This window comes from Chloroflexota bacterium, from assembly GCA_016235055.1.
Classification (GTDB): Bacteria; Chloroflexota; Anaerolineae; order JACRMK01; family JACRMK01; genus JACRMK01.
Genome location: JACRMK010000073.1, coordinates 19226 through 34504, shown reverse-complemented (window position 1 = coordinate 34504; position 15279 = coordinate 19226). Strand labels below are relative to the sequence as shown.

At 64.3% G+C, this 15279-nt stretch carries 13 protein-coding genes and 1 tRNA gene; 5 read left to right on the top strand and 9 right to left on the bottom strand.

The annotated features are described in order from the left end of the window. Window positions 1-12: 12 nt before the first annotated feature. From HZB53_18400 to HZB53_18375, 6 genes are all read right to left on the bottom strand, one after another. A complete protein-coding gene (locus HZB53_18400) occupies window positions 13-2517 on the bottom strand; it encodes an ATP-dependent Clp protease ATP-binding subunit (GenBank protein ID MBI5879625.1) in 2505 nt (834 codons plus the stop codon). A gap of 61 nt (window positions 2518-2578) precedes the next feature. Continuing rightward, window positions 2579-2971: a RidA family protein gene (locus HZB53_18395; protein MBI5879624.1), complete on the bottom strand. Its 393-nt coding sequence runs from the start codon at window positions 2969-2971 to the stop codon at window positions 2579-2581. A gap of 151 nt (window positions 2972-3122) precedes the next feature. Beyond that, the gene (locus HZB53_18390) at window positions 3123-3941 is read right to left on the bottom strand and encodes a c-type cytochrome (protein MBI5879623.1); all 819 of its coding nucleotides are present in this window, start codon (window positions 3939-3941) and stop codon (window positions 3123-3125) included. Window positions 3942-3975: 34 nt separating this feature from the next. Further along, on the bottom strand, window positions 3976-4509 hold the full coding sequence (locus HZB53_18385) for a Rieske 2Fe-2S domain-containing protein (protein MBI5879622.1): 534 nt from the start codon (window positions 4507-4509) through the stop codon (window positions 3976-3978). 58 nt (window positions 4510-4567) lie between these two features. Next, window positions 4568-5440 (bottom strand): menaquinol-cytochrome C reductase, encoded by an 873-nt coding sequence (locus HZB53_18380; GenBank protein MBI5879621.1) that lies wholly within the window; start codon window positions 5438-5440, stop codon window positions 4568-4570. Between the two features lie 33 nt (window positions 5441-5473). Continuing rightward, the gene (locus tag HZB53_18375; protein ID MBI5879620.1) at window positions 5474-6256 is read right to left on the bottom strand and encodes a cytochrome b N-terminal domain-containing protein; all 783 of its coding nucleotides are present in this window, start codon (window positions 6254-6256) and stop codon (window positions 5474-5476) included. A gap of 196 nt (window positions 6257-6452) precedes the next feature. Between HZB53_18375 and HZB53_18370 the strand changes: the two genes are divergently transcribed. The 4 genes from HZB53_18370 to HZB53_18355 all read left to right on the top strand — a co-directional run bounded on the left by HZB53_18370 (window position 6453) and on the right by HZB53_18355 (window position 11353). Further along, window positions 6453-6544: transfer RNA gene (locus HZB53_18370), tRNA-Sec, on the top strand. Between the two features lie 28 nt (window positions 6545-6572). Then, a complete protein-coding gene (locus tag HZB53_18365) occupies window positions 6573-6983 on the top strand; it encodes a hypothetical protein (protein ID MBI5879619.1) in 411 nt (136 codons plus the stop codon). A 36-nt stretch (window positions 6984-7019) separates the two neighbouring features. Then, complete coding sequence (locus tag HZB53_18360; GenBank protein ID MBI5879618.1) at window positions 7020-7223, top strand: hypothetical protein; 204 nt, start codon at window positions 7020-7022, stop codon at window positions 7221-7223. A gap of 413 nt (window positions 7224-7636) precedes the next feature. Further along, window positions 7637-11353, top strand: coding sequence for a hypothetical protein (locus HZB53_18355; GenBank protein MBI5879617.1), 3717 nt, complete (start codon window positions 7637-7639; stop codon window positions 11351-11353). 36 nt (window positions 11354-11389) lie between these two features. On the opposite strand, the gene HZB53_18350 is transcribed toward HZB53_18355, so the two are convergent. The 3 genes from HZB53_18350 to HZB53_18340 are packed head-to-tail and all read right to left on the bottom strand — an operon-like array spanning window position 11390 to window position 13656. Further along, entirely contained in the window at window positions 11390-12919 is a 1530-nt protein-coding gene (locus tag HZB53_18350) for a glycosyltransferase family 2 protein (GenBank protein MBI5879616.1), read from the bottom strand. A 58-nt stretch (window positions 12920-12977) separates the two neighbouring features. Further along, window positions 12978-13172 carry a hypothetical protein gene (locus HZB53_18345; GenBank protein MBI5879615.1) on the bottom strand — a complete coding sequence of 65 codons (195 nt, stop codon included), beginning with the start codon at window positions 13170-13172 and terminating at the stop codon, window positions 12978-12980. Between the two features lie 7 nt (window positions 13173-13179). Further along, complete coding sequence (locus HZB53_18340; GenBank protein MBI5879614.1) at window positions 13180-13656, bottom strand: flavin reductase; 477 nt, start codon at window positions 13654-13656, stop codon at window positions 13180-13182. Between the two features lie 143 nt (window positions 13657-13799). Here HZB53_18340 and glpK point away from each other — a divergent pair, with 143 nt between their 5' ends. Next, entirely contained in the window at window positions 13800-15278 is a 1479-nt protein-coding gene (gene glpK, locus HZB53_18335; GenBank protein MBI5879613.1) for a glycerol kinase GlpK, read from the top strand. Window position 15279: the final 1 nt, after the last annotated feature.

Below are 15279 nucleotides of genomic sequence, written 5' to 3'. Positions count from 1 at the left end.
GCCGACGGCTGGTTACACGCTCGGCGCCGGTTCGGCTTCACGCGGCGCAGCTTCGGGTTGCCCCTCGCCGCCATCCGGGCGGCCGACCGGCTGCAAGTCAAGCTCGTTGCCCGCGCGCTCGGCCAGCACCGTGTCGCCGCTGCGGAACTTGCCGGAGAGCAGGCCCTCCGACAGCGGGTCCTCAACGAGGCTTTGGATCAGCCGCTTCAGCGGGCGCGCCCCGAAGGCCGGGTCGTAGCCCTTCTCGGCCAGCAACTCGCGCGCCGGCTCGGCGATCGACAGCGTGATCTGATGCTCCAGCAGCCGCGGCCGGAGCTTGCTCAACTCCAGGTCGACGATCTGCTTGATCTCGTCGCGCGTCAGCGCCGAGAACACGACGATGCTGTCCACGCGGTTCAGGAACTCCGGCCGGAACAGGTCCTTGAGCTCCTTCAGCACCTTGTCCTTCATCTTGTCGTAGCGCGCCTTGGTGTCGATCGAGTCGTCCCTGCGCGTGGCCGTGAAGCCCAGGCTCGTTTCGCGCTTGATCAGGTCGGCGCCGACATTGGACGTCATGATGATGATCGTGTTGCGGAAGTCTACGCGGCGGCCCTTGCCGTCGGTCAACTGGCCGTCTTCCATGACCTGCAGGAGGACGTTAAACGCGTCCGGGTGCGCCTTCTCAATCTCGTCGAGCAGCACGACGGAGTACGGGCGGCGGCGGACCATCTCGGTCAACTGCCCGCCCTCGTCAAAGCCGACGTAGCCCGGCGGCGCGCCGATCATGCGGCTGACGGTGTGGCGCTCCTGGTACTCCGACATGTCCAATTTGATCAGCGCCTGCTCGCTGCCGAACAGCAACTCGGCCAACGCCTTGGCCACCTCGGTCTTGCCGACGCCGGTTGGTCCCAGGAACACAAACGAGCCGATCGGCCGCTTAGGATCCTTCAGGCCGGCGCGCGAGCGGCGTACCGCCCTGGCAATCGCCTTGATGGCATCTTCCTGCCCCACCACCCGGTGGTGCATGTCGCTTTCCATGCTCAACAGCCGGGCCGACTCTTCGCCGGCAATACGCGTGACCGGCACGCCGGTCCACATGGAGACCACTTCGGCGATGTCCTCGGCGCTGACGATCGGGCCGGGCGTCTCGGCGGGGCGGTCCCACGCCGTGCCCAGGTTCATCTGCACGTCGTCCGCGCCGTCGGGAATTGGCAGGTCGTCCGCATCGAGCGCAGGCAGATCGAAGGCATCCTTCTCGCGCACCGCGCCATCGGCGGCGACGGCGGGCTTCTTGGGCGTGCCGCGATACAGCCGCACGCGCGCCGATGCCTCGTCGATCAGGTCGATCGCCTTGTCGGGCATGAACCGGTCGGCGATGTAGCGCGCCGCCAGGTTGGCCGCGCTCTCCAGCGCCTCGTCGGAGATCTTCAGGTTGTGGTGCGCCTCGTAACGCTCGCGCACGCCGCGCAGGATCTGGATCGTCTCGGCGATGCTCGGCTCTTCGACGTGGATCGGCTGGAAGCGCCGCTCCAGCGCCGGATCGCTCTCGATGTGCTTGCGATATTCGTCGAGCGTGGTCGCGCCGATGCACTGCAACTCGCCGCGCGCCAGCGCCGGCTTCAGGATGTTGGCCGCATCCACCGAGCTGCCGGCCGCGCCCGCGCCGACCAGCATGTGCACTTCGTCGATGAACAGGATGCTCTTCGACTGCTTGATCTCGTCGATGACGCGCTTGAGGCGCTCCTCGAACTGGCCGCGGTAGATCGTGCCGGCCACCAGCGAGCCGACGTCGAGCATCACGACGCGCTTGTTCAGCAGGTTCTCCGGCACGTTGCCGCTCACGATGCGCTGCGCCAGCCCCTCGACGATCGCCGTCTTGCCGATGCCCGGCTCGCCGATGAGCGCCGGGTTGTTCTTGCGGCGGCGTGACAATATCTGGATCACGCGCTCGATCTCGTTCTTGCGGCCGATGACCGGATCGAGTTGCCCTTCCTGTGCCTGCGCGGTGACATCGGTGCCCAGTTGGTCGACCAGCGGCGTCTCGTTCTTCTTGTCACCTTTGGCGGCCGGCGCCTTTTCGCCCGCCATCGCGGGCATTTCCTTCATCTGCTGCAGGGCCAGCCCGCGCAGTTTCTCCAGATTCAGGCCGAGCGTCTGCAGCACGTCGGCGGCGATGCCGTCGCCCTCGCGCACCAGGCCGAGCAGCAGGTGCTCGGGGCCGATGTAGTGGTGGCCCATGCGGCGGGCCTCGTCCACGGCGAGTTCGATCACGCGCTTGGTGCGCGGCGTCAGGCTGACGCGCCCGAACTGTCCGCGCTTGCCCTTGCCAACCATCTCCTCGACGATATCACGCGTCTTCTGCAGGTCGACACCCAGTTCGCTCAGAATCTTAGCCGGAATGCTCGTCTGCTCGCGCACCAGGCCGAGCAGCAAGTGCTCGGTGCCTATGTAGCCGTGGTTCATCAGTTGCGCTTCTTCCTGCGCAAACGTCAGAACCTGTCTGGCCTTCTTGGTAAAACGGTCGAATTTATTGGACATGATGTACCCCGGGGAACTCCCCCCAGCCCTCGGCTACGCCACAACGGCGCGACGGGCGGCGCTAACCGCCCCTGGCCACCGCAATAGCTTCAATTTCAACGCGCGCGCCGCGCGGCAGGGCCGAAACCTGCACGGTCGAGCGCGCCGGCGGCTGCTGCTTAAAGTACTGCGCGTACACCTCATTCATCGCCGCAAACTCGGACAGATCGGTCATAAACACGGTCGTCTTCACGACGTGCTCCAGATCGCTGCCCGCCGCTTCCAGGATCGCCGCCAGGTTCTGGAAGACCCGGTGCGTCTGCTCCTGAATGGTAGGCGGGAACGGCTTGGACGCGTCTTTCGGGTCCAACGGGATCTGTCCAGCCGTGAAGATGAAGCCGCCGACCGTTTTGCCCTGCGAATACGGTCCAATGGCAGCCGGGGCGTTGGGTGTGGCAATGACTTGTGTATTCATAGAAGTATACCGCCAGTGAGAAGGGATGCATTCATTCTATCGTCACTAACTGGCAGTGTCAAATGCCATTCCGAAGAGTCCACGTGTGAACAAAAAAAGCGTCCCCGCCTGTCAACTCGACGGGGACGCTGGAATAACCCGGTTCGACCGTCTACTTCTTCAGCGTCTTCAGATACTCGATCACGTTCTTCAGATCGTCGCCCTTGACCTGCAGTTCGTAGGACGGCATGAACGGAGCGCCCTCGGTCTTGTACGACGCCGAGCCCTTCTGGATCCACTCCATCACATTCGCATCGTTGACCGGCTTGCCGTTCGGTAACTTGTCCTTCTGGAAGATGCCAGCCAGCCCGGGGCCCACCTTGGTCTCGGCGTTGGTGTTATGGCACGCCTGGCATGGGCCGCCGAAGACGATCTTGCCCTTGCAGACCAGATCGTCCGCTGCGCACGGCGGCAGTAACGCGTGGTCTTTCAGGTACGTCTCGGTCGGTTTCCACGTCTTGGCGCCAACCTTACCTTCGATAATCTTGCCGTCGGCGTTGAGCACTTTGGGGTCCATATCCCAGTACTGGCCCCAGTGGGTGCCATCGAGAAGGAATGCGCGCACCGCCGCGATCTGCTGCGCATCGAGCGGACCGCCTTCGGCCTTGCCCCACACCGGCATCTGGGTGTTCAGGCGGCCGCGGGTGATCGTGTTGATGATGAACGGCTGCTTGTTTTCGCGCGCGCGCAGTTCTTCGGTCTTGTTCAGCGGCAAACCGACGCCGCCCTGGCCAACGAACCCGTGGCAGTTCCAGCACTGAGATGAGGCAAACACGTACGACCCCATCTTGATATCTTCTTCCAGGAATGCTTCCTGTTTGGCGCTTTGGCGGTACAGCAGGTCGAAAACCAGATAACCAGGCGCGGCAATCAGCAGCACCACGAACGACCAGAGAATGACACCGGTATATGTCGCTTGATTCTTTTGCATGGGGAAACGGGCTCCTCGCAGGCCGACTGGCTGTCTAACCGTTCACCGGGAAAGCCTGGCTAGGCTGGTAATCCGCGCGCTTTGTAACCTTCCCGGTATCGACCAGCAGGTTGCCGGCTCCGTCGTCCTTGATCGGAAAGATATCGAGTGGTCGCGGCGCCGGTCCGCCCAACACGATGCCGCGCCGGTCATACAGCGAGCCGTGGCACGGGCAGTGGAACTGGTCTTCGGTGACGTTCCAGGGCACCACGCAGCCGAGGTGCACGCACTTGCGATACAGCGCCAGAATGCCGTCATCGGTACGAGTCAGGTAGAAGCGGCCGCTGTTGACAAAGCGGTCGGCCGGTTTCGCCTTCGCGTCGGGCAGATCTTTCAAAATATCGCCCAGCGCGCCGATATTGACCACGCCACCGAACGAGCCCGGAGCAAGGCGCGGATACATGAATGACAGGGTCGCCACGCCGGCCTCGCCGGCTGCGACCAGGCCCGCCACGGTCCAGCCGATCGCCAGGAACTGCCGGCGCGTCAGGCCTCCGCCCTTCTGCGCGGTTTGGGTCGCTTGAGTCATGGACTACCTCCAGAAATGTGCGGCCCGACCGGATGCGCGAGCCGCCGAAAGGTTCGTATTACAGCAGATCGTCAATCGGGTTATAGCCGTTGGGATGTCCCCACGGCCAGCCCAGCAACTGGCTCGGCCCGCGGAACAGCGCGCCGAGGATCGTCGTCAGGAAATAGGTGGCCACGAAGCCCGTGAACAGCGCGAGCATCATCTCCTCGATGCCGCCCTTCCAGCGCATGCGCACGATGATGCACAGCAGCAGGGCCAGCCCGATAATGCAGCTAAACGGCAAGACCCAGCCAGTCAGCCAGTCGGGGTACGGCAGAATGGCAAAGCCGTTGATGGTCGGCGATGTGGTCAGCCACTCGGGCGCGCCCTGGTGCTTCACCAGGTATTCCGCGACCGCCTTGAACGCGCCGCCCGAGCGCGGCACCTTGTCCAACTCGGGATCCAGCGTGAAGTACGAGTCGAACAGCACCAGCGCAATGCCGGACACCCAAGTGTAAATGAACGAGAAGAGCGCGATCTCCTTGCCCTTCTGCGTCATGAACCAATGGCCGACGTTGTCGACCTTGCGGTCGATGTACGGGATGGCGATCAGCAGCAGCGGCACGAGGTTCGTCGGGATGATGACGCCGGCCAGCGACGGGTTCATGTGCAACAGCAGTTCCTGCAGGTTCATGAAGTACCACGGCGCTTTGGACGGGTTCGGCGTGTGGTCCGGGTTGGCCAGTTCCTTGAGCGGCGCGTTGACCAGGATCGAGCAGATGGTCATGACGACGACCGTCCCGAACGCGACGGCGATGCTCGGCACAATCATGTACGGGAACGACATCACCTGATCGTCCGGGCGCAACTCGACGCGTTCGAGCGTCTTCTCGTGGCCGGCGATCAGCAGAGGGCGAAGCGGGCCCCCGTAATCTTTTGATTCAATGGACATGTCGGATTCTCCTCGGATCGCTTCGGTTCGGCGCTATTCCTGCTTGCCGTACGGGCCGGACAGGCCGCCATCCTTGCGGATGCGCCAGAAGTGAATCGTGAGCAGGACGGCGGCCACCAGCGGCAAGCCGACGACGTGCAGGGTGTAGAAACGCACCAGCGTTTCCTGCGACACTTCGGGCGTGCCGCGCAGGATCAGGATACTGAACTTGCCGACGATCTCTTCGGGCGGCACGTACTGGCCGAGCGACGAGCCGACCGTCACAGCCCAAAACGACAACTGGTCCCACGGCAGGAGGTAGCCCGTGAACGAGAGGAAGAACGTGACGAAGAGCAGAATGACGCCGATCGCCCAGTTGAACTCGCGCGGCTCCTTGTGGCCGCCGGTGTAGAAGACGCGGCACATGTGCAGGAACACGCCCAGCACCATGGCGTGCGCAGCCCAGCGGTGCATGTTGCGCATCAGCAGGCCGAAGTTCACCTCGGACATGATTTTGACCATCGCCTGGTACGCGCGGTCCTCGGCGGGCACGTAGTAGAACATCAGCAGCACGCCGGTGATGGTCAGAATCAGGAACAGGTAGAATGAGATCAGGCCCAGCGCCCACGTGTAGGTCGCCTTGAGCGAGTGCACGCGCACCTTGACGGGGAACAGATGCAGGAACACATTGGTCTGCATCAAGAGGGCCTGGTTGCGCTTGGTGTCCGGGTAGCCATGGCGGAAGAACGAGCGCCACACGCGGTTCTTGGTGAGGAAGTCAATGACTTCGGGCGTTGTCGGTCGGCGCAATTTGAATGGCACAAAAGGCAATTGCATCCTGACGACTCCTTGTCGAACTGGAAGTAGTTATACGGAAGCGCACGGACGGGCACAAAAAAGCAAGGGCCACGCCCTTGATTTGTGAAGCATGATACAAAAACAAACGCAAGTTGTCAATTTGCGCGCGCAGCGAACCGCGCGGTATTTCGCGCAAAGCGTTTGACGCTCGCAGTGATTTTCGCTATGCTTGTGCGGGGGTGGTTGTGTCCCGGTGGGCGCCACGGTCTTCAAAATCGCTGGAGGGCGCTAAGCGGCCTCGGTGGGTTCGACTCCCATCCACTCCCGTCCCATATCTATACGCGGCTGGACGGTCATGGAATTGATGCTGGCTCTGCTGGCCGACTGCGCCAATGTCACGGCGGACGGCAAACTCAATATGATGGGCATCTTCGAGCAGCTCTACGCGCCGCAGTTTCCGGCCGTGCATGCGTCGATGCAGCTTGTGATGCGCATCGAGGCGACGCCGTTCGAGAGCGGCGTGCACCCGCTGCGGGTGGCGTTCAGCGACGCCGACGCGCGCGAGCTATTTGCGGTGCCGGGCACGCTGGCCGTGCCCGAAAGCCGCGCGGGCGAAAACGTCCGCGTCAACCAGATTTTCGTGTTTAACGGGCTGGTCCTGCCACAGCCGGGCCGGTACGAGTTTATCGTCAGCGCCGGCGCAGACGAGCTGGGGCGCGTGCCCCTGCACGTGGCGACTCTGCCGCAAGCCGCCGCGCCGCACTGACCAGCATCCCTACCCACCGTGAATGGAGTTGCGAACGTGAACAAAGCAAACCCGCCCCTCGACCCGCAGGCCGAGAAGCTGCTCAAGCAGTTCAACCAGGCGCTTGAGGAGATGCTGGCCGCCAGCAGCGGCACGGCGCTGGGCGTGGCGTATCCCCGCCTGAAAGCGGCGGCCGACGCGCTGGCCAGGTACCGCTATCGACAGATCGGCGCGATCGACGCCGTGCCGGCCAGGAAATAGCCGCCGCGTCACACCAATTCCTCACGCCCCGTCGCATTGACTTGTGACGGGGCGCTTTGTGTTTGGCGCGGAGGACGGCAGCAATTCTCATTTTGGAGTCTGGCCACCAAGCTGCCCCCTCATCCCCTGGCCCCTTCTCCCCCGCGCACGGGGGAGCCTGGCCCCTTCTCCCCCGCGCACGGGGGAGAAGGGGAAAAGTGAATGGGGAGGGCAGCATTACTTACTCGTCGAATCGGTTTGCGTGATAAACACCTGAGCACCAGCGCATGACAAGCCGCCATTGGAAAGTACCCGTCCGATGCCAAACTGAGAATTGCTGGGAGGACGGGCACGAATGTGACAACAACTGATTCATAACATATAATCCACCATCCACGCAACGCACGTCAGAACACCCTGGGAGGGGGAACCTGATGAGCCACAGACTGTTCATCCTGGTCGGACTGCTCGCCGTTTTTCTTCTACCGTTTGCCTCGGTCGCACTCGCGGAGCGCGACTGGCGCCCGCCCGCCGCGCCGAGCGCGGTATTCAACTATCCGGGCAGCGCCCCGTGCAACACCACGCTTCAGGCATGCATCAGCGGAGTGGCGGCAGGCAACACCATCAACGTTGCCGCCAATACCTACGTCACCAATCAACTGATCATCACACGCGCCATCGTGCTGCAAGGCGCCGGCCCGGCCGCCACGGTACTCCAGGCGCTGGGCGCTCAGCGCGTCATCAGCGTCGGCGCTAACATCGCCGCCGGCGTGACCATCGCCAATTTGCGCGTGTTCAGCGGCTCGCTCACGAGCGGAAGCGGGCTCGGCGCCGGCCTCTCCGCGGGCGCCGGGACGCCGCTCACGCTGTTGAACGTGGACGTGTTGAGCAATACAAACAGCGTGAACAGCGGCGGCGGCATTTACGCGGGCGATGCGCTGACCATGACCAACGTCAACGTGATCGGCAACCGCGATCCGGGCGGCGCAGGCGGCGGCCTGCGCGCCAGCAGCAGCGTGATCATCAACGGGGGCGTATTTGAGCGCAACACGTCCTTGAATCCCGGCGGCGCCCTGCGCGTGGACGGCCCGTTGACGATGACCGGCGTGACCGTCATCTCCAATTCAACTACGGCGGCCAGCACCAACGGCGGCGGCGTGCGCGCCGATGGCGGGCTGTTCATGCTGGGCGGCCTGGTGCAAAACAACATGGCGCAGGGCAGCGGCGGCGGCATCCTCGCCACCGGCCCGGCGATCATCAGCGCAACGGCCATTATCTCCAACGCGGCCGACAACGGCGGCGGCCTTTGGGCGACGGACACGCTGACGATGTTCAACGCCCTGCTGGATCGCAACACCGCGCGCGCGGGCCATGGCGGGAGCATTTATGCCACGGGCAATGTGACGATTGTGCTCGGCGGCACATCGTCCGTCAGCAAGACGCTGATCAGCAATAGCAGCGCGATCACGCACGGCGGCGGGGTGTACGCGGCGGGCGTCCTGCTGGTTGGCGCGGTGACGTTTAACAGCAATGACGCACTCACCGGCGAGGGCGGCGCTCTATACGCCACGAGCGATATCCGCGACAACTCCGGCACGAGTGTTTTGCTGGTCGTGAACTTCACCGGCAACACGGCGCAAGGCCACGGCGGCGCGGTGCGTGCGTTAGGCAGCGTCAGTTTATTGAACAGTCCGGCATTTCAGAACAACCTGGCCGGCGGCGGAACGGCGGCCGACGGCGGGGCCGTCTACGCCGACGGCAACGTGTTCTTGAGCCGCGGTTCCTCGACCGGCAACAGCGCACGCAATGGCGGCGCGGTCTATGCACTGGGCAACGTCACGTTTAACGTGCACGATACCGGCCCGAACAGCGCGGCCCTCGACGGTGGTTGCGCGTATGCGTTGACTTCCGTTACTTACAATAGCGCAGACGCCGTCCGCTGCGTGGCGGGCCACGACGGCGGCGCCGCGTACTCACCGCTGACCGTCACGTTGAGCGCCAACGGCGTTGGGCTGTTCAGCAGCAATCGCGCCGTCAACGCGGGCGGCACGGCGCTCGGCAGCCTGGTCAATGTACGCAGCGCGACCATCATGTCGAGCACCGCCCCGCTGGGTGGCGCGGTGGTCGCCACGCGCACGGCGAATATCCAAAACTCCGCATTGATGAGCAATACCGCCGCGATCGGGGGCGGTGCGCTGGTCGTCTTGAGCGGCACGGCGACGATCACGAGCAGCCTAATCAGGGCGAATGTCGTCACGAGCACGGCGACGCTGGCCGGCGCGGTGCTCGTCAGCGGTACGGCGCACATCAGCGGCACGACGTTCGAGCGTAACGTCGCCAGCCGGGGCAACGGCGGCGCGCTGGCTGTGCGCGGCCAGGCTTTCATCACGTCAAGCATCTTCCTGACCAATTCGGCCCCGCTCAGCAGCGGCGGCGCGTATGCCGGCAGTCCGCTGACCGTGACGGCCAGCCATTTCCAGGGCAACTCGGCGAGTTTCGCCGGCGTCATCTCAACGCCGAACATCCTGCTTGTCAGTAGCGTGTTTACCGGCAATCGCGCCTCTGTTTTCGGCGGCGTACTGACGGCGACCGCGGCGACCGTCACCGGCAGCCGATTCATCAGCAACAGCGCGGGCGGGTTCTGCAACAACTTCTGCGGCGGCGGGACACTGTTTCTCAAAAACGGCAATATCGCTGACTCGTATTTTGAGGGCAACGCGGCGGACGAAGACGGCTCTGCCGTGTTCGCCTATGCGGGCATCAATATCACCAACTCGCAGTTCATTCGCAACGGGGCGGCCGCCAACATCTTCGGCGGCGGCAGCGCCGTGTTCCTGGCCGGCGGTACGGGCAACGTAGTGGACAGCCTGTTCGACGGCAATGTAGACGACCAGTCCGTGAACGGCGGCGGCGCGCTCGATGCGCCGCTGGCAACGCTCAATGTCATGCGCAGCCAGTTCGACAACAACCGCGCATGGGACGGCGGCGCAATCCGGGCGCAAAACGCCGTTGTCATGACCAGCACGTTCTTCAACAATGTGTCGCAGTGCTGTGGCGCAGGCGGAGCGATCTGGGGCGGTTCGATCAACATCCAGAACAGCACGTTCATCAGCAACTACGCCGACTGCTGCGACGGCGGGGGCGCGGTATTCGGGGGAACGATCTCCGCTTACAATTCGCAGTTCATTTCGAACTCGGTCGAAAGCCGCATGGACGGCGGGGCCATCTACGCGCAGGGCAGCCTGTATGCCGAAAGCAGTACGTTTGAGGGCAATTTCGTCATCATCGACACCAGCGGCAACCCCGCATTCAACAGGGGGCGCGGCGGGGCCGTGTATGTCAGAGGCTCAAACTTTGGCAACGGTGACGCGTTCAACTCGACTTTCCGGCGCAACCGCGCGAATCACGGCGGTGCCATGGCCTGCGACGGGCACTGTCGCATCGATGTCTCGCTGTTTGAAGGCAACATCGCCGATAAACTGGATGACTTCACGGCCAGCAATATTGGCACAGGCGGGGCGATTCAGACGACCAGCGACCTCGAAGTCTATCGCTCGCGCTTCGTGCGCAATCGCGCCGGGGTCGCTGGCGGCGCGATCTATGAGAGTCGCCAGGTTCTGCAGTTTGTGCCCGATGCGATGATCCAGAACTCGTTGTTTGCCGAGAACCTGGCCAGCAACAGCGTGCTCGGCTCGACGGGCAGCGCCATCGCCATCACCGGCACGGTGAGCAACGGCAAACTCTACTACAACACCATCGTGAGCGATTCGCTGACAGCCGGATCGGCAGTGGCCATTCTGAGCGGCACCGTCAGCGTGATGGATAACATCATCACCAATCACGCCGTGGGAATTGTGGAGGGCGCGAACGGCAACGTCTTCGAGAACTTCAATTTGTTCTTTGGCAACACGGCTAACATCAGCGGCACTGTGCTCAGCGGCGGCAGTTCCTTCGCGGCCGACCCGCTGTTCGTCTCACCGGCGACGGACAACTACCGTCTGCAAGCGAGCAGCCCGGCCATCAATGCCGCAACCGATGTCCTCGTTACGGTGGACTTCGACGGCCAGACGCGCCCGACCGGCGGCGGCTTCGATATTGGCTTCGACGAGCGCGTCCAATACGACCTGTACCTGCCATTGATCCGGCGCTGAACCAGCGACTAGTCGCTAGTCGCTAGCGGCTAGTCGCTATTTCGGCGTGCGCTCGAAGTGCAGTTCGTTGCCGCTGATCATGCGCCAGTAGGCCTGCACATAGGGGATGCCGAAGTAGAAGACCGCGACAAACAGCATCAGGCCCCATTCGATCGATTCCACGACGCGCTGCGGCCACGGCACGCGGGCGCTGCGCTGCGCGAACTGGTTGCGCAGCATGATGTTGACCGACAGCGCCACCACCACGCCGATCAGCGTTGGGGACAGAATCAGCGGGGCCAGCACGGCGAGCGGCACGCCAAAGACGTCGGTCGGCATCTGCGGGTTCAACAACGGCGGCAGCAGGACGCCGAAGGTGATGACGAACCACGACGAGGGCATGATCACTAGTCCCTCGACATACGGCAGGACCTTCGCAAACTTGCGCGACAGCGGCACAGCGCGGCGATGCAGCCAGGCATCAAGGACAAATGGCAAGATCGACGCCGTCCAGGCCCAGCGCTGCATCTGCCGGAACTGCACCACGAGCGACTGCCACATCGTCGGCGCGCGCACCGCGTCCAGCCCGACCGGCAGGAAGATCTGCTCGATGTCTGGGCGCCCTTGCAGCGCAAAGAACGCGCGAAAGAAAATGTGCCCGTCCTCCGCCACCACGCGCGGGTCCCAGTAACCGGCATCCTGCAGCAGCCGCAGGCTCATGGAGTACACGGCGGTGGTCATACGCTGGTAGTGCGTGGACGCAGCGACATAGGTAAACGTCCAGAATGCGGCCAGCACGCGTGTCGGCGCGAACACGTCCCAGACGTTGTTGATCAGCATCAGCATGCCCTGAAAGAACTTGCGTGTCGGGTCGGGGACCTCAAGGAAACGCACCGCCAGCGCCGCAAGGAACTGCGGGTGCAGGCGCGTGTCGGCATCGAGCGTGGTCACCATCACCTGCGATGGATCCCAGCCCAGTTCCTCGGCGCGCTTGCTGATCTGGCGCAGGCAGTACGCCAGGTTAGCCCCCTTGCCCGCTGTTTCGTCCGGCAGCAACGGGTGCAGCGTGATCCAGAAATGGCCGAAGCGCCCGGCGTATTCCGCGCTCAGCAACTCGGCCTTCTCCTGGGAGCCCGTCTCGCGATCCTCCATCGCCAACACCACGCTGATCTGCTCGCGCGGGTACTCCGCCAGCGCCAGCCGGTCGAGCGTCTGGCGCAGAATCTCTATGCGCTCGTCGTAATTGGGGAGCACGACGACGTGCTGCACGGGCCGGCCCGTCTGTTTGTAACGCGCCTGCCAGTCGATGCGCATCCACCGGGCCATGATGCGCAGGCCGCGCACCGCGCACCAGGCGCCGTACAGCGCCTGCGCCGTCCAGTAGCAGTTGTAGGCTGCCACGACATAGGCCAGCACGGCCGGCATCAGAAACGGGCCCCACAGCGGCACGCCCCACAGCGCGAAAAACAGCAGTGAGAGCACAACGGCGTAGCCGCGCTCGTGAGCGAGAATTTGCGGCGGGGCAGTGCGAGGTGCGCGGTCTGCGGCACGCGACGAAACGGCTCGGTTCACAACGTCTTCCGTCATAGAGGGTCACCTGAAAAGCGCGAATCGCCGCGAGGCGGGAAACGGCCGCTGAACGGCGTTAGCGCGAGCCGCCCGAGAGGATTACTTCGGCACGGGACCATTCGGCGTCCAGCGCCTCGATCCGCGCCTTCAACACCACCAGCACGTCCGCGCTCGGCCGGCGATCGAACTCTTTGCTCAGCGCGCCGACGACCTCGGCCAGTTTGCCGATTTCGCGGACGTGGTCGCGCAACTCGCGGGTTGACGATGACATGCGACCGTCAACCCGAGTATTTGTAACCGGTCTCGGACAACTGCATGGGCTGCCCGTCGCGGATCAGCAGCGCATCCACGACTTCACCCACGATCAGGACATGATCGCCCGCGGGCAACTGCGCCGTAAAGGCGCATTCAAACCAGGAGAGCGCCTCGGGCAGGACCGGCTGCCCCGACGGTGTCGCCATCAGCACGCGCTTCGCCAGCTTGTCGCCGACCTTGGCCGAGTGGCGGCCAAACCAGCTGGCCAGTTCAACCTGTCCGCGCTCCAGCGTGTTGACGACGAAACGACCGCTCTCGCGGATCACCTTCAAGGACTGCGCTTCATTCTCAACCGACATCACGATCAGCGGCGGTGTAAACGAGCACTGCGTAAGCCAGTTGCACAGGAACGCGCCCCGCTCTGACGGCGAGGCGCTGGTCACCACATACAATCCGTAGGTGATCGACCGCAGTGCGGTCTTTTTGGCGTTTGGATCCATGTTTCTGCTTCTCCCTCCGACTCCCTGACGGGCGATTGGACACGTCCCGTCAATCTCGGTATGATCGTAGCAAGCATTGTAGCATCGCTTTTATACGCGGCACAATTGCCGCGCGCATTGAACGCATCCGCCGGAGCCGAAGCATGACCCAACATATCCTCGCACTCGATCAAGGCACCACCTCATCGCGCGCCATCGTATTCGACCGCGCCGGCCGTGCCGCCGGCAGCGCACAGCAAGAGTTCGCACAAATCTATCCGCAGCCGGGCTGGGTCGAACACGACCCCGAAGCGATCTGGCAGTCGCAGTTGCATGTGGCGCAGGAGGCGCTGCGCCACGCCGGTCTCGGCGCGACCGGCATCGCCGCCATCGGCGTAACCAACCAGCGCGAAACGACCGTCGTCTGGGAGCGCGCGACCGGCCGCCCGATCGCCAACGCGATCGTCTGGCAGTGCCGCCGCACCGCGCCGCTCTGTGACGAACTGCGCGCCGCCGGCCGCGAACCGCTGTTCCGCGAACGTACCGGGCTGGTGCTGGACGCGTACTTCTCCGGCACCAAGCTCGCCTGGCTGCTGCGCAACGTGCCGGGCGCGCGCGCGCGCGCGGCCGCCGGCGAACTGGCGTTCGGCACCATCGACACGTTCCTGATCTGGCGGCTGACCGGCGGGCGCGTGCACGCGACCGACCCGTCCAACGCATCGCGCACACTGATCTACGACATCCATCGCGGCGACTGGGACGATGAACTGTTGGCCGCGCTCGACATCCCGCGCGCCTTGCTGCCGGCGGTGCGCCCCTCGTCCGGCGACTTCGGCGCGACCGACCCGGCGCTGTTCGGCGCGGCGATCCCGATACGCGGCGTCGCCGGCGACCAACAGGCGGCGACGTTCGGGCAAGCCTGCTTCGACGTCGGACTGGCCAAGAATACCTACGGCACTGGCTGCTTCATGCTGATGAACACGGGCACGCAGGCGATCCCGTCTAAACACGGCCTGCTGACGACGATCGGCTGGGGACTGCCGGCCACGACGTACTGCCTCGAAGGCTCGGTTTTCATTGGCGGCGCCGTGGTGCAGTGGCTGCGCGACGAATTGAAGATCATCAGCCGCGCCGCCGACACGCAGGCACTGGCCGAGTCGGTCGCCGACACGGGCGGCGTCTACTTCGTGCCGGCCTTCGTCGGGCTCGGCGCGCCATACTGGGACGCGCAGGCGCGCGGCGCGCTCAGCGGGTTGACGCGCGGCACCAACCGCGCGCACGTCGCGCGCGCAGCGCTCGAAGCGATCGCATACCAGACGCGCGACGTGTTGGAGGCGATGGAGGCCGATGCCGGTGCGCCGCTGCGCGCCCTGCGCGTGGATGGCGGCGCATCGGCCAACGATTGGCTGATGCAGTTCCAGGCCGACGTGCTCGGCGTGCGCGTGGAGCGCCCGGCCGTGCTCGAAACGACGGCGCTCGGCGCGGCGTACCTGGCTGGGCTGGCCGCGCAGACCTGGTCCGGCATGGACGAGATCCAGGCGCAGTGGCGCGCGGAGCACGTCTTCGAGCCGCGCATGGGCGCCGACCAGCGGCAGGCGCTGTACGCCGGGTGGCAGCGCGCCGTCAACCGCGTGCGCGCCTGAT

Bases quoted from the DNA above. Each gene is read 5' to 3' on its own strand.
- HZB53_18365 (MBI5879619.1), top strand. From the start codon at position 6,573: ATGGAATTGATGCTGGCTCTGCTGGCCGACTGCGCCAATGTCACGGCG.
- HZB53_18400 (MBI5879625.1), bottom strand. From the start codon at position 2,517: ATGTCCAATAAATTCGACCGTTTTACCAAGAAGGCCAGACAGGTTCTG.
- HZB53_18355 (MBI5879617.1), top strand. From the start codon at position 7,637: ATGAGCCACAGACTGTTCATCCTGGTCGGACTGCTCGCCGTTTTTCTT.
- HZB53_18350 (MBI5879616.1), bottom strand. From the start codon at position 12,919: ATGACGGAAGACGTTGTGAACCGAGCCGTTTCGTCGCGTGCCGCAGAC.
- HZB53_18345 (MBI5879615.1), bottom strand. From the start codon at position 13,172: ATGTCATCGTCAACCCGCGAGTTGCGCGACCACGTCCGCGAAATCGGC.
- HZB53_18340 (MBI5879614.1), bottom strand. From the start codon at position 13,656: ATGGATCCAAACGCCAAAAAGACCGCACTGCGGTCGATCACCTACGGA.
- glpK (MBI5879613.1), top strand. From the start codon at position 13,800: ATGACCCAACATATCCTCGCACTCGATCAAGGCACCACCTCATCGCGC.
- HZB53_18385 (MBI5879622.1), bottom strand. From the start codon at position 4,509: ATGACTCAAGCGACCCAAACCGCGCAGAAGGGCGGAGGCCTGACGCGC.
- HZB53_18380 (MBI5879621.1), bottom strand. From the start codon at position 5,440: ATGTCCATTGAATCAAAAGATTACGGGGGCCCGCTTCGCCCTCTGCTG.
- HZB53_18390 (MBI5879623.1), bottom strand. From the start codon at position 3,941: ATGCAAAAGAATCAAGCGACATATACCGGTGTCATTCTCTGGTCGTTC.
- HZB53_18395 (MBI5879624.1), bottom strand. From the start codon at position 2,971: ATGAATACACAAGTCATTGCCACACCCAACGCCCCGGCTGCCATTGGA.
- HZB53_18375 (MBI5879620.1), bottom strand. From the start codon at position 6,256: ATGCAATTGCCTTTTGTGCCATTCAAATTGCGCCGACCGACAACGCCC.